Raw genomic sequence first — 14,363 nt, 5'->3', positions numbered from 1 at the left:
ATCGTTCGGCGTCGAGGACAGGAAGACTGTTGATGAGTACAGAGCGCACGAGGGAGTCGGCTGCACTGGTGACCGCTGCCGCCGACGGCGACCCGCAGGCTCAGGACGCGCTGGTCAGCGCGTACCTGCCGCTGGTCTACAACGTCGTGGGCCGGGCTCTGAACGGCTCGGTCGATGTCGACGACGTCGTGCAGGACACCATGCTCCGAGCGCTCGACTCGCTGGACTCCCTGCGCGCTCCCGAGAACTTCCGCTCCTGGCTGGTGGCCATCGCGATGAATCAGGTCCGGGCGCACTGGCACGACCGTCAGTCGGCGCCGGGAGCCGTCGACGAGGCCCAGGACGTCGCCGACCCGGGCGCCGACTTCGTCGATCTGACCATGGTCCAGCTCCAGTTGTCCGGGCAACGCCAGGAGACCGCACGCGCGACCCGCTGGCTGGAGCCCGACGACCGGGGGCTGTTGTCGCTGTGGTGGCTGGAGTGCGCCGGTGAGCTGACCCGGTCCGAGGTCGTGGCGGCTCTGGAGCTGTCGCCTCAGCACACTGCGGTCCGGGTGCAGCGCATGAAGGCGCAGCTGGAGGCTGCCCGGGTGGTCGTGCGGGCCCTCGACGCGCGTCCGCGATGCGAGGAACTGAGCGGGCTGCTGGCCTCCTGGGACGGCCGTCCTTCGGCGCTCTGGCGCAAGCGAATAGCCCGGCACGCCCGCGGCTGCGCACGCTGCTCCGGTTTGTGGAGCGGGCTGATGCCCGCGGAGGGGCTGCTGGCCGGCCTGGCGCTGGTCGCCGCGGCGCCCGCGTTGCTGGAGAAGGTGCTCTCCGCCTCCGGCGGAATGGAAACGGCCGGCTCGGCGTCCCGGCTGGACCCGTCCGGCGGCCGGCGTGGATCTGGCCCCGGCACCGGGCCGGGCCGCGGGGTCTCCCGCGGTGAGGCCCGCCGGCGCCGGCGCGTCCGCCGCCGGGCCGCCGGAGTCGCCGTGGCGGCGGCCTGCGTGACGGGTGGCGGTCTGTGGTACCTCGGCCCGGACTCCGGAACAGGGCCCGAGGAGGCCTCCGTCGAGCGTGCCGCCGCCGTCCCGTCCGCCGCCCCCTCGACCTCCCGTGCCGCCGAGACCTCCCCGTCGGCCTCCAGTTCTCCGTCACCGTCCGCGTCGCCGTCGAAGAAGGCCCGCCCCTCCAAGAGCCCGAGCCCCACCAAGAAGACCGTGCCTGCTCCCCGGCCTCCCGCCGAGCCGACCCGCAGCGCTCCCAGCGCCCCGCAGACGCAGCCGGCACCCACGGGGGCCGTCGCGCAGGTGGTCGCGCTGGTGAACAAGGAGAGGTCGGCGGCCGGTTGCGGTCCGCTCGCCGAGGACGGGCAGCTGAACCAGGCGGCGCAGGGTCACTCACAGGACATGGCCGCCCGTGGCTTCTTCGACCACACCAACCCGGACGGCGCCGACCCCGGGCAGCGCACCACCGCCGCGGGCTACAACTGGTCCACGTACGGCGAGAACATCGCCAGGGGCCAGCAGACGCCGGAGGCCGTGATGAACTCCTGGATGAACAGCCCCGGTCACCGGGCGAACATCCTCAACTGCGCGTTCAAGGACATCGGCGTGGGCATCCACAACGGCTCGGGCGGACCGTGGTGGACCCAGAACTTCGGTGCCAGGCAGTGACGGACACCGGCGTCCGCGGCACCCGCGCCCGCGCCGCTCCCGTCACAGCATGACGTGCTTGACCTGGGTGTAGTCGAGCAGCCCGGTCAGGGAGAGGTCGCTGCCGTAGCCGGAGTGGCGTACGCCGCCGTGCGGCATCTCCGACACATGCTGCGCGACCCGACGGTCACCCTGGACGGCGCGCTCGGCTCCATCTGGCGCCACGTCGCCGCCGCCCTCGGCCTGCCCGGCACAGTGCCGGCGGAGTGAGGTCCACGGGCCGGGGGTGACACCTGGGGCGGCGGCTCGGCCATTCGGACGCGCCCGGCTCGCACGCCGTACCGGGCCACGGTGGTGTTGAGGCGTACGCGTGCCGGCGCCCAGCGCATGGGTGGCGTCGGGCGCCCAGCCGTGAATGGACAAGGCATGCACATATCCGCACCGCCGGGCCGTCGCCGGGCCTGCGCCGCCGCCGTCGCCGCAGTCGTCACCTGTGCCGCCGCACTGGCCGGACCGGGCCTCGCCACCGCCGACGGCCCCCCGGCGCCGGCCCTGAAGCTGGACTGGAGCCCCTGCGTCAAGGGCAGCCCATTCGACTGCGCGACCGCGAAGGTGCCGCTGGACCACGGCGACCCCGGCGGACGCTCCATCGACCTGGCGGTGATCAAGCGGAAGGCGACCGGACCGGGACGGCGCATCGGCACCCTCTTCTTCAACCCGGGCGGCCCCGGCGGACCCGGAACCGTGCAGATGCCCCAGAACTACGAGCTCTTCCCGCGCGAGGTGCGGGAGCGGTTCGACATCGTCAGCTGGGACCCACGGGGCATCGGCAGCAGCACCGCGGTGAACTGCTTCGCCGGCTCCCCGCAGGCCCAGGCGTGGGCGCGGAGCAAGACGGCCGGCGTGCCCGTGGGCGAGAAGGAGCGCGCGGCCTGGATCGCCGCGTACCAGGACCTCGGCAGGCGCTGTCAGCAACGTGACCCGCAGCTGCTGCGCCATGTGTCGACCACCGACACCGCCCGCGACCTCGAACTGCTCCGCCAGGCGGTGGGCGACCCGCAACTCACCTACCTCGGCATCTCCTACGGCACGTACCTGGGCGCCACCTACGCCAACCTCTTCCCCGAGCAGGTCCGCGCCATGGTGCTGGACAGCAACTGGGACCCGCGGGCCTGGACGAACGACGCCTCCGACGCCGCCCGGCTCACCACCATGCTGCGGCTGGGCTCGGACCGCGGTGCGGCCGCGGTCCTGGACGAGTTCCTGCGTCTGTGCGGGGCCGCCACCACCGTCCGCTGCCCCTTCTCCGCCGGAAGCCCCGAGGCGACCAGGGACAAGTTCGACCAGTTGCTGCGGCGGCTGCGGACGGACCCCGTGGGCGCCTGGTCCTACGGCCCGACGGTCGGTGACGTCATCGGCGGCCTCTACTCCGTGCTGCCAGGGTGGGCGGACCTGGGCGGCAGGCTGCAGGACCTCTGGCAGGGCCGCGCCCCGCAGCCGTCGGCGCTCCCGCCCGCACCCCCCGTGCCGGACCCCAGTCCGTACCTGGGCGAGGAGCAGCCCGTCGCGGTCGTGTGCGGCGACAGCCCCAACCCACGTGACCCCGGGGCCTATCCGGCCATGGAGGAGGCAAGTGCCGCCCGCGCGGGAGACGCCGGACGCTACTGGACCTGGGCCACCGTGGGCTGTGCCACCTGGCCGGCCGTCGCGCAGGACACCTACCGCGGCCCGTGGAACAAGCGGACGGCCCACCCCGTCCTGGTCGTCGGCACCACCCACGACCCCGCGACCCCCTACTCGGGCTCGCAGGCCATGGCCAGGGAACTGGCCGACGCCCGCCTGCTCACCCACGAGGGATACGGGCACACCGCCCTCCTCAACCCCAGCAGCTGCGTGCAGGCACACGAGAGCCGCTACCTCATCGACGGCACGCTGCCGCCGGCGGGCTCGAAGTGCCGCCAGGACAGGCCGCCCTTCTCCTCGGACGTGCCGAAGGGCGCCGTCTCCGCCGGAGAGGGCGGCACGGCCAACATCCTCACCAGCCGTCCCTAGGGCCTGCGGCATTCCAGGACGGCCCGACCGGCCCTGTCGGGGTACCCGTCGCCGGGCGGAGTGTGGGAGAGCACCCGCCTGAACCGTCCGCCTCCGCCCGAACGGGAAGGAACCATCATGTCCGCCGATACCCGACCGACGCCCGACGGCCTCACCGACGAGGAACTCCGGACACTGGACGCCCACTGGCGCGCCGCGAACTACCTGTCCGTCGGCCAGATCTACCTCATGGCCAACCCCCTGCTCACCGAGCCCCTGCGGGCGGAGCACGTCAAACCCCGTCTCCTCGGCCACTGGGGCACCTCACCGGGCCTGAACCTGGTGCACACCCACCTCAACCGCGTGATCAAGTCCCGTGGGCTGGACGCCCTGTGCGTCTGGGGACCCGGGCACGGCGGGCCCGCCGTCCTCGCGAACAGCTGGCTGGAAGGCTCGTACACCGAGACGTACCCCGACGTCACACAGGACGGGGCGGGGATGGAGCGGCTGTTCCGGCAGTTCTCGTTCCCGGGCGGCGTGCCCAGCCATGTCGCCCCCGAGACCCCGGGCTCCATCCACGAGGGCGGTGAACTGGGATACTCCCTGTCCCACGCCTACGGCGCGGCCCTGGACAACCCGGGCCTGCTGGTGGCCTGCGTCATCGGTGACGGCGAGGCGGAGACCGGGCCGCTGGCGGCGTCCTGGCACTCCAACAAGTTCCTCGACCCCGTCCACGACGGAGCCGTCCTGCCGATCCTCCACCTCAACGGCTACAAGATCGCCAACCCTGCGGTGCTCGCGCGGCTCCCCGAACCCGAACTCGACGAGCTGCTCCGGGGCTACGGTCACGACCCCCTCCACGTCACCGGCGACGACCCGGCCTCCGTGCACCGGGCCATGGCGAAAGCCATGGACGCCGCGCTCGACCGCATCTGCGAACTCCAGCGCGCCGCCCGGGAGGACGGCGCCACCGAGCGCCCCCGCTGGCCGGTGATCGTGCTGCGCACACCGAAGGGCTGGACCGGCCCGGCGGAGATCGACGGCCTGCCGGTGGAGGGCACCTGGCGCTCCCACCAGGTCCCGCTGGCCGCAGTGCGCGACAACCCCGAGCACCTGCGCGCGCTGGAGGCCTGGCTGCGTTCGTACCGGCCCGAGGAACTGTTCGACGAGCGGGGCAGCCCGCGGCCGCGCGTCCTCGGCTGCGTCCCGGCGGGCCCGCGCAGGCTGGGTGCGACCCCGCACGCCAACGGCGGACTGCTGCTGCGCGAACTGCCGCTGCCGCCGCTGGAGCGCTACGCCGTCCCGGTCGACAAGCCCGGCGTGAGCGTCCACGAACCCACCCGCGTGCTGGGCACGTTGCTCGAACACGTCATGCGGGAGACCGCAGCCCGCCGCGACTTCCGCCTCGTGGGGCCCGACGAGACCGCCTCGAACCGGCTGGACGCCGTCTACGCCGCGAGCGGGAAGGCATGGCAGGCCGGGACCCTGGAGGTGGACGAACACCTCGACCGGCACGGCCGGGTGATGGAGATACTTTCGGAACACACCTGCCAGGGCTGGCTGGAGGGCTATCTGCTGACCGGCCGGCACGGTCTGTTCTCCTCCTACGAGGCCTTCGCGCACATCGTCGACTCGATGGTCAACCAGCACATCAAGTGGTTGCGCGTGACCCGCCGACTGCCCTGGCGCGCGCCCATCGCCTCCCTCAACTACCTTCTGACGTCCCATGTGTGGCGGCAGGACCACAACGGCTTCTCCCACCAGGACCCCGGCTTCGTCGACCACATCCTCAACAAGAGCCCCGAGGCCGTGCGGGTCTACCTGCCGCCGGACGCCAACACCCTGCTCTGTGTGGCCGACCACGTGCTGCGCAGCCGTGACTACGTGAACGTGGTCGTCGCGGGCAAGCAGCCCTGTTTCGACTGGCTCTCCATGGAGCAGGCCCGGGTGCACTGCGCCCGGGGCGCGGGCGTCTGGGACTGGGCCGGCACCGAGGACGACACTCAGGAGCCGGACGTCGTCCTGGCCTGCGCCGGCGACGTCCCGACCCAGGAGGTGCTGGCCGCCGCCCAGCTCCTGCGGCACCATCTGCCCCGGCTCGCCGTACGCGTCGTCAACGTCGTCGACATCGCCCGCCTGCTGCCGAGCGAGGAACACCCGCACGGAATGAGTGACTTCGAGTTCGACGGCCTGTTCACCGCCGACAAGCCGGTCCTCTTCGCGTACCACGGTTATCCGTGGCTGATCCACCGCCTGGCCTACCGGCGCACCGGTCACAAGAACATGCACGTGCGGGGCTACAAGGAGATCGGCACCACGACCACGCCGTTCGACATGGTGGTCCGCAACGACCTCGACCGCTACCGCCTGGTGATGGATGTCATCGACCGGGTGCCCGGCCTCGCGGTGCGTGCCGCCGCCGTACGCCAGCGCATGGAGGACGCCCGACTGCGCCATCACGACTGGATCCGCGCGCACGGCACCGACCTGCCCGATGTGGCGGACTGGTCCTGGGAAGGCTGACCCGGCCCCGGGCCGCGGAACCGGCGCCGGCCTGTTCCGCGGGCCCGGCCAAGTCGTCAGTAGGGCAGTGGGCGTCCCGAGGGCGTCCGCAGGTCGAGACCCGCCGGGCGCCGTGGCGGCCGTGGACGCTTTTCCTCCCGGATCCGCTTCATGACCGTCGCCTCCTCGGGTGTAGCCGATGCGCCCTGCGCGGGTACGCGAACGAACCGTGTCCTCGGCCGGCGGCCGGCTCTGGACGAGCGACCCGATCACCGGTTACGCCGGACCCTTCCCCGTGATCGGCGGGCCCAACCCCAACCGGGGCCCTGGCAGCCTCGGTTCCGGGACAGGGACCGGAGCGGTCGGACCAAGCACCGGGCGAGGCGCCCAGGTTGCGGGGCGTTCCCTCGTCCGGCTCGGACGGAGGCCGCCGGCGGGGGCCGCGGGAACGGCCACGGCCGGATCGGCCGCGGGCGCCGGTTGCCTCCCGGCGCTCGGGTCAGCCGACCGTGTCGCCCGCTGCGACGGGGTGTGCCTCCAGGCCGGTGTCGGCGAGCAACTCGGCGATCAGCTGCGGGGATCCGCCGACATAGGTGCTCACCAGGTCCACGTCACCGCCGACGCACCAGGCGCGGTCCTGCGGCCACCACAGGTCGGGCAGCTCGGCGAACTCGTCCAGTGCGGTGGGGGAGACGGCTTCGGCGAGCGTGCCGGACAGCAGCACCTCGTCCCGGCCGGGGGTCCCGAAGACGGGGAACCGGTCGAAGTCCCAGCGCCCGTAGCCGTTCCAGAGGCCGAACCAGCAGTGTTCCGGGGTCAGGGTGTGCCGTGCCAGGACCGGGATCAGGGCCTTGGCGACGGGCGGCGGCGTCGGTCCTCCCGCCGGGTGTTCGTCCCAGACGCCGGGCAGGCCGTGCTCGGAGGCGTTGTGGTGCATGTCGTCCATCCCGACCAGCTCGTGCCAGCGGGCGGTCGGCGTCACCGTACGCCCGTACGCGGCGGCCACCGTCGCCCAGCGCACCGGCCGCTCGGCCAGGGCCGCCGGATGCAGTACCCGTACGTGGCCGGGGCATCCGGGCCCTGTCACCCCGGACACCGTACCGAGGCCGCCGGGCTCACCGAACCCGGCGGTGCGGCCGGTGAGCCAGCGGGCCGGGGTGAGGTCGGCGGTCCGCACGCGCAGGCGTCCGTACTGCTCCGGAGCGGGGTCCCGGTCGACCGGGCGGTAGTCGTTCACACCGCCCAGTCTCACCGACTCTCACGGCCGGCCGGCCTCTTCCGCCCCGTGACCGCCGATGATGCGCGGGTTCTTGCCGTTGTTCCTGGTGCAGCCGTCGATGGACGGGGACGGGCCTGTCCGTCCGACACAGCGAGGGCGGCGACGGGCCGTTGCTCACCGGTCCCCTGAGGCTCGGGAGCCGAGGCGCTCGCAGGACCCGGGGCCGGCCCGCTCCGGGGCAGTGGGGCGGCATGGACGTCCGCGGTGACCGCCGCCGCTGATGCGGACCAGATGGGCCGGCGGTGCGCCGCTCGGCGGCGGCAAGGGTTGCCTGGTGGGGGTGGATCAGGACGCTGCACAGATTGGCGCGTCTTCCTCTTGCGTACTGCCACCCCGGGGTTCAATCCACGCTTAGGTTAGGCTAACCTTCGCAACGTGCGAGCTGCTGAAGAGACCCCCGGGGCCGTGAGTCCACGCGGTCATGAGCTGTCGGCCACGGATGTCACCGTGGCCTACGACGGTGTCGACGTCGTGCACGGCGCTGCCCTGAGGCTGCGACCGGGTGAGGTGACCGTGCTCGTGGGGCCCAACGGCAGCGGCAAGTCGACGCTGCTGCGCACCCTCGCGCGGTTGCAGCGGCCGAGGACCGCCGAGCTCGTCATCGACGGCGAGACCGACGGACTGGCACTGACCCCACGGGAGTTCTCACGCCGCGTCGCCCTGCTGACGCAGGGACGGCCCACGCCGAGCGGGCTGACCGTGCGGGACGTCGTCGAGTTCGGCCGGTATCCCTACCGGGGCCGCTGGGGCAAAGGGGATCCGGACGGCCGGGCCGCGGTGGCGCGCGCGCTCACCCTGACCGGCGTCGCCGAACTCGCCGACCGGGGTGCCGAGCACCTCTCCGGCGGCCAGCTCCAGCGCGTCTGGCTCGCCGGCTGCCTGGCCCAGGAGACGGGCGTACTGCTCCTCGACGAGCCCACCACCTACCTCGACCTGCGCTACCAGATCGAACTCCTCGACCTCGTCCGCGACCTGGCGGACGAGCACGGGATCGCGGTCGGCGCCGTCCTGCACGACCTGGACCAGGCGGCGGCCGTCGCCAACCGGATCGTGCTCCTCCACGAGGGGCGGATCGTCGCCGACGGCCTGCCCGAGGACGTTCTGACGGCGCAGCGGCTCACCGACACGTACGGCATCCGTATCGAGGTCGACACCGACCCCCTCACCGGCCGGCTGCGCACCCGCGCCATAGGCCGGCATCACACGCGAAGCGAAAGGCTCAGCACCACCTCATGAGACGCCTCCTGCTGACCGCGGCGGTCACCGCCGCCGCGGCCCTGACCATGACCGCCTGCGGGACCACCGAGCCCGCCGCCGACGACGCCGCGAAGAAGAAGTCCGGCGAGCGCATCACCCTCACCGACGCCAACGGCGCGAAGGTGGAACTCGACGGGCCGGCCGAGAAGGTCGTCGGAACCGAGTGGAACGTCGTCGAGAACCTGATATCGCTCGGTGTCGACCCCGTCGGCGTCGCCGACGTCAAGGGCTACAAGACCTGGGACACCGCGGTCGCGCTGAAGAACGAGCCCAAGGACATCGGCACGCGCGGCGAGCCCAGCATGGACACCATCGCCTCGCTGTCCCCGGACCTCATCGTCGCCACCACCGACCTGCCGCCGGCGGCCGTGAAGCAGCTGCGCGAGGTCGCCCCCGTCCTGGAGGTCCGCTCCGCCGACGCGTCCGACCCGATCGGGCGGATGACCGAGAACCTGGACCTCATCGCCCAGGCCACCGGCACCACCGAGAAGGCGGACGAGCTCAAGGAGCAGTTCGAGGCGAAGCTCGCCGAGGGCAGGAAGGCCCTCGCCGACGCCGGACTCGCGGGCGCCGGCTACGCCTTCGCCGACGGCTACGTCGTCTCCAACCAGGTCTCGATCCGCCCGTACACCAGCGGCTCCCTCATCGGCGCGGTCAACGAGAAGATCGGCCTGAAGAACGCCTGGAAGATCGAGGGCGACAAGGACTACGGGCTCGCCTCCACCGACGTCGAGGGCCTCACCGAGCTGGGCGATGTGCAGTTCGCCTACATCGGCAGCGAGGGTGACAAGAACAGCACCCCGTTCGCCGGCGCCCTCGCCAAGGACAAGGTGTGGACCTCGCTGCCGTTCGTGAAGAAGGGCGACGTGCACCGGCTGCCCGACGGCATCTGGATGTTCGGCGGCCCCGAGTCCATGGGGCAGTACGTCGACGCCGTCGTCGAGGCGCTGGCGAAGTAACACCGTGGCCGTCACCGCAACCGCTCCCACCACCCGCCCGGCTCCGGCCCCGTCCCGGAGCGGCGCCGCCGCGGTGACGGCCACGCTGGTCCTGCTGGTCGCCGCCCTCGCGCTGGTGGACATCACGCAGGGCACCGCCGCCGTCGGCGCGCCCGAGGTCTGGAAGGCCCTCACCGGCCGGGCCGACCCGGGCGACTCGTCCGTCGTCGTCGCCTCCCGGCTGCCCAGGATGACCGCCGGGCTCGTCGTCGGGGTCCTGCTGGGGACGGCGGGCGCCGCCCTCCAGGCCGTCAGCCGCAACGTGCTCGCCTCCCCCGACACGCTCGCCGTCAACGCGGGCAGCTACCTGGCCCTCGGGGTGGCCGCCGTCACGGGAGTCTCGCTTCCCCTGTTCGCCTCCACCGGCGTCGCGTTCGCCGGCGGCCTCACGGCCGCGGCCGTGGTCCTCGGGCTGTCCGGCCCGGGCACGGGAACCGTCCGGCTCGTGCTGGCCGGCAGCGCCCTCATGCTCGGCCTCACCGCCGTCACCGAGGGGCTGCTGCTGCTGTTCCCGCAGCAGACCGAGGGCCTCTACCGGTGGAACCAGGGCAGCATCGCCCAGAACGGCTTCGACGGTGTGCTCCAGACGGCACCCATCGGTGCCGCCGGCCTGATCGGGCTGCTGCTCGTCGCCCGGCGCGTCGACGCCCTGGCGCTCGGCGACGACGCCGCACGCGGCCTCGGCGTCCGGGTCCGCGCCACCCGGATCACCGTCGTCGTCTTCACGGCGCTGCTCTCCACGGCCGCCGTCACACTCGCCGGACCCATCGGGTTCGTCGGGTTGTGCGCCCCCGCGCTCGTCCGCCCCCTCGCCCGCAGGTTCCGCGCGTTCACCCGCACGCGCGCGGGCATGCCCCTCGCGGGCCTCGCCGGTGCGGCGCTGGTGCTCGGCTCGGACGTGCTGCTGCGCGCCCTCGTACCGGCGGACCTGGCGGTGGCCGTACCGACCGGTGTCGTCACCAGCCTCGTCGGCGCCGCGTTCCTGATCGTGATGGCCACCCGGACGCGGGACGGCGCCGCCGCCTCCGCGCCCGACCGGTTGCGCATCCGGAGCCGGGCCGTCTTCCTGACCACGACCGCCGTCCTGGTGGCCGTGCTCGCCGGGGTGACGATCGCCGCGGTGCTGCTCGGCGACAGCAAGCTGCTGCTGGGCGACGTGGTCAACTGGGCCCAGGGCAACGCCGGGCGGACCGTCGGCTTCGTGCTCGACACCCGGGTGCCCCGGGTCATCGCCGCGCTCCTCGCGGGCGCGGCACTAGCCCTGGCCGGGACACTCGTGCAGTCCGTGACCCGCAACCCGCTGGCCGAGCCGGGTGTCCTGGGAGTCTCCGGCGGCGCGGCGCTCGGCGCCGTGCTCCTGGTGACGACCGTGCCCGCGGCCGGGTCGTGGAGCGTCGCCGGCGGGGCCTTCGCGGGTGCCGCGGTCAGTTCCGTCCTCGTCTTCGGGCTCGCCGCGCGCGGCGGGTTCCAGCAGAACCGGCTCGTCCTCGTCGGGTTCGGCGTCGCCACCGGGGCAAGTGCCCTGATCAGCATGCTCATCATCCTCACCGACCCGTTCAACGCGACGAAGGCGCTGACCTGGCTGTCGGGTTCCACCTACGGTCGGACGCTGCCCGACGTCGCGCCGCTCGCGGCGGTCCTCGCCGTCGGCGCGGCCGTCGCGGCGCTGCGGCGTACGGAGCTGGACCTGGTGTCGCTCGACGAGGACACGCCCAAGTTGCTGGGGCTCGACGTGGCGCGGGGGCGCCTGGGCTTCCTCGTCCTGAGCGTCCTGCTGAGCGCCACGGCGGTGGCCGCCGCGGGCACGATCGGCTTCGTGGGCCTCGTGGCACCCCACGCGGCCCGGGCCCTGGTGGGCCGGCAGCACGTCCGGGTGGTGCCGGTCGCGATGCTCCTCGGCGCCGTCCTCGTCTGCGCCGCGGACCTGATCGGCAGAACCGTGATCGCACCGGCCCAGCTCGGCGCCGGCCTGATGACCGCGGTGATCGGTACGCCGTACTTCCTCCATCTCCTCGTGCGCAGCCGCCGGTAGCGTCACGGCCGCCCGGCGCCGACGGGCCGTGGTGTGCGGGACGGCTGCCGTCCCGCACACCACGGCCCGTGCGTGTGCGGGACTAGCCGGGCACGTGGTCCGCCCTCATGGTGTCCGTGCCGTGCCGCGCCAGGAGGGAGGCCAGGATCTCCCCGGCCCGTACGGCGGTGGTGGACAGCAGGGTCGAGGTGAGGCCGTGGGTGTGTTCGGTGCCGCCCTGGAGGTAGATGCCGGCGGTGACGTTCGAGGGGGTGACCACCCGGTGGTCCCGGCCCACCTCGAGGGAGTCCTCCTCGTCGCGCAGGCAGAGCTTGGCGAGTTCGCCCAGGTTGTCGCCAATTCCCTGCGGCTGGTAGCCCGTCGCGTAGACGAGCAGGTCCGAGGCGAGGACCTCACGTTCGCCGGTGGGCAGGAACTCCACCGTCACCTTCACGTCGTCCGCGCCGGCCTCGACCTCACGGATGCGGGAGACGTTCATCATCCGCAGCCGCTGCCTGCCCTGGACCTTCTCCTGGTACATCGTCCGGGACAGCGCCTCGATCAACTCCATGTCGACCACGGAGTAGTTGGTGCCGCGGTGGTAGTCGAGCAGCGACTGCTTCACCTCGCGGGGCGCCCCGTAGTACAGGTCGACCGCCTCGGGATCGAAGATCCGGTTGGCGAGCGGGCTGTCGTCGGCGGGGGTGTAGCCGTACTTGGCGAACACGGAGCAGATCTCGGCGTCGGGGAAGGTGCGGTGGAGGTAGTCAACGGCCTCGGCGGCGCTCTGCCCTGCCCCGAGCACGACGGCACGGCGTACGGGCGTCGCCGACGCGACGAGCCGGTCCACGCGGGGCAGCAACTCGCTGTTGTGCCAGATGCGTTCGGATCGAAGGGCGCCGGGAGGCAGATGCGGCTCCAGGCCGGTGGCCACACAGACGCTGCGGGCCCGGCGGACGGTCAGCCGTTCGGGGGCGGCCGGATCGCGGCTCGTGACGTCGAAGTAGCGGACCTCGCCGTCCCGCGTGACGGGCCGTACCGAGACGACCTCGGCGGAGTACGCGACGAGAGAGGCGACCCGGTCCGCCGCCCACGCGAAGTAGTCGTGGAACTCGATGCGCAGCGGGAAGAGGGTCTTCTGGTTGAGGAAGTCGACGAGCCTGCCGCGTTCGCGCAGGTAGCACAGGAAACTGAAGTCACTGGTGGGGTCGCGCATCGTCACCAGGTCCTTGAGGAAGGACACCTGCATGGTCGCGTCGTCGATGAGCATCCCGCGATGCCAGCCGAACCGGGGTTGTTTCTCGAGGAACAGCGCCCGGATCCCGTCCCCTTCGCCCGATGTCGCTCCGTGCTCCTGGAGCGCGATCGCGAGTGCGAGGTTGGACGGTCCGAAGCCGATGCCCAGAAGGTCGTGGACGTGATCCGGCCCGCTCTGCAGTGTCGTCACCGCTTCATCGCCTCCCGTGAAGGGGGGACACAGTGTTCCCAAAGTTGGAGCACGGCCTCCCCCAAGCAGGCACATGCTAGATAAGGTTAGCCTTACCTAGCAATGCCTGAGGAGGCTTATATGCGGGTCGTCATGTTCGGCTATCAGACGTGGGGGCACCGGACGCTGCGGGCTCTGCTCGCCTCCGACCACGAGGTCGTCCTCGTCGTCACCCACCCCAAGAGCGACCACGCGTACGAGAGGATCTGGAGCGACTCGGTCGCCGACCTCGCCGAACAGCACGATGTTCCGGTGCTGTTGCGCAACCGGCCGGGCGACGACGAACTCCTGCGCGCGCTCAAGGAGGCCGAACCGGACATCATCGTGGCCAACAACTGGCGTACCTGGCTGCCCCCGGAGATCTTCGAACTGCCGCCGCACGGCACGCTCAACGTCCACGACTCGCTGCTGCCCTCCTACGCCGGCTTCTCACCGCTGATCTGGGCGCTCATCAACGGCGAGAAGCAGGTCGGGGTCACCGCCCACCGCATGGACGCCGAGCTCGACATGGGCGACATCCTGCTGCAGCGCGCGGTGCCGGTCGGGCCCACCGACACCGCCACCGACCTGTTCCACCGCACGGTCGACCTGATCGGCCCCCTCGTCACCGACGCCCTGGACCTCATCGCCTCCGGCAAGGCGGTGTGGACACCGCAGGACCGCTCCCGCTCCAGCTTCTTCCACAAGCGGTCCCCGGAGGACAGCCGGATCGACTGGACCTGGCCCGCCGAGGACCTGGAGCGGTTCGTACGGGCCCAGTCGGACCCGTATCCGAACGCCTTCACCCATCACCGCGGCGAACGGATCCGGATCGTCTCGGCCGCCGTCTCCGAGGGCCGCTACGGAGGCACGCCGGGACGCATCTTCATCCGTGAGGGCGACGGAGTGGTCGTCGTCGCGGGCGCCGAGGCCCGGTCCGGCGCGCTGCCCGGTCTGGTGGTCAGGCGGGTGCGCACCGAGGACGGCACCGAGTACGCCGCCACCGACTACTTCCGCACCATGGGCGGATTTCTGACGCCGCGTCCCTAGGGGGCGAGCGGGGGGGGGGGGGGGGGGGGGGGGGGGGCGGGCCGCCCCCCCCCCCCCCCCCCCCCCCCCCCCCCCCCCCCCGGCCGGGCTGGTGGGTCCTCGTGGGGTGCGGCGCCGCGGTGCTGGCCGTCGG

Annotated in this window: 9 protein-coding genes; 7 read left to right on the top strand and 2 right to left on the bottom strand. The window is 72.5% G+C overall.

Annotation, left to right across the window (positions count from 1 at the left end; translation table 11 throughout):
- Positions 1–32: 32 nt before the first annotated feature.
- The 3 genes from ACGF8A_RS31135 (at position 33) to ACGF8A_RS31125 (ending at position 6,191) form a co-directional block, all read left to right on the top strand.
- On the top strand, positions 33–1,658 hold the full coding sequence (locus ACGF8A_RS31135) for a sigma-70 family RNA polymerase sigma factor (protein ID WP_393113601.1): 1,626 nt from the start codon (positions 33–35) through the stop codon (positions 1,656–1,658).
- Positions 1,659–2,063: 405 nt separating this feature from the next.
- Positions 2,064–3,689, top strand: a complete 1,626-nt coding sequence (locus ACGF8A_RS31130; protein ID WP_393113600.1) for an alpha/beta hydrolase — start codon at positions 2,064–2,066, stop codon at positions 3,687–3,689.
- Between the two features lie 117 nt (positions 3,690–3,806).
- Positions 3,807–6,191, top strand: coding sequence for a phosphoketolase (locus tag ACGF8A_RS31125; protein ID WP_393113599.1), 2,385 nt, complete (start codon positions 3,807–3,809; stop codon positions 6,189–6,191).
- 478 nt (positions 6,192–6,669) lie between these two features.
- On the opposite strand, the gene ACGF8A_RS31120 is transcribed toward ACGF8A_RS31125, so the two are convergent.
- Positions 6,670–7,407 carry a hypothetical protein gene (locus ACGF8A_RS31120; RefSeq protein ID WP_393113598.1) on the bottom strand — a complete coding sequence of 246 codons (738 nt, stop codon included), beginning with the start codon at positions 7,405–7,407 and terminating at the stop codon, positions 6,670–6,672.
- Positions 7,408–7,824: 417 nt separating this feature from the next.
- Between ACGF8A_RS31120 and ACGF8A_RS31115 the strand changes: the two genes are divergently transcribed.
- From ACGF8A_RS31115 to ACGF8A_RS31105, 3 genes are read left to right on the top strand one after another with little or no spacing between them, the layout of a single operon-like run.
- Positions 7,825–8,685: an ABC transporter ATP-binding protein gene (locus ACGF8A_RS31115; protein WP_393113597.1), complete on the top strand. Its 861-nt coding sequence runs from the start codon at positions 7,825–7,827 to the stop codon at positions 8,683–8,685.
- On the top strand, positions 8,682–9,665 hold the full coding sequence (locus tag ACGF8A_RS31110) for an iron-siderophore ABC transporter substrate-binding protein (RefSeq protein ID WP_393113596.1): 984 nt from the start codon (positions 8,682–8,684) through the stop codon (positions 9,663–9,665). Before ACGF8A_RS31115 ends, ACGF8A_RS31110 begins: the two co-directional genes overlap by 4 nt.
- 4 nt (positions 9,666–9,669) lie before the next feature.
- The gene (locus ACGF8A_RS31105; protein ID WP_393113595.1) at positions 9,670–11,736 is read left to right on the top strand and encodes an iron ABC transporter permease; all 2,067 of its coding nucleotides are present in this window, start codon (positions 9,670–9,672) and stop codon (positions 11,734–11,736) included.
- Positions 11,737–11,818: 82 nt separating this feature from the next.
- Here the strand turns inward: ACGF8A_RS31105 and ACGF8A_RS31100 are convergent, their stop codons facing one another.
- Positions 11,819–13,162, bottom strand: coding sequence for a lysine N(6)-hydroxylase/L-ornithine N(5)-oxygenase family protein (locus ACGF8A_RS31100; RefSeq protein WP_393113594.1), 1,344 nt, complete (start codon positions 13,160–13,162; stop codon positions 11,819–11,821).
- Between the two features lie 120 nt (positions 13,163–13,282).
- On the opposite strand from ACGF8A_RS31100, the gene ACGF8A_RS31095 reads away from it, so the two are divergent.
- Positions 13,283–14,230 carry a methionyl-tRNA formyltransferase gene (locus tag ACGF8A_RS31095; protein ID WP_393113592.1) on the top strand — a complete coding sequence of 316 codons (948 nt, stop codon included), beginning with the start codon at positions 13,283–13,285 and terminating at the stop codon, positions 14,228–14,230.
- Positions 14,231–14,363: the final 133 nt, after the last annotated feature.

Origin of the sequence: Streptomyces sp. NPDC047706, assembly GCF_043204795.1 — a bacterium.
Taxonomy (GTDB): domain Bacteria; phylum Actinomycetota; class Actinomycetes; order Streptomycetales; family Streptomycetaceae; genus Streptomyces.
The sequence above is the reverse complement of the archived record's forward strand: the minus strand, read 5'-3'. Positions and strand labels throughout refer to the sequence as shown.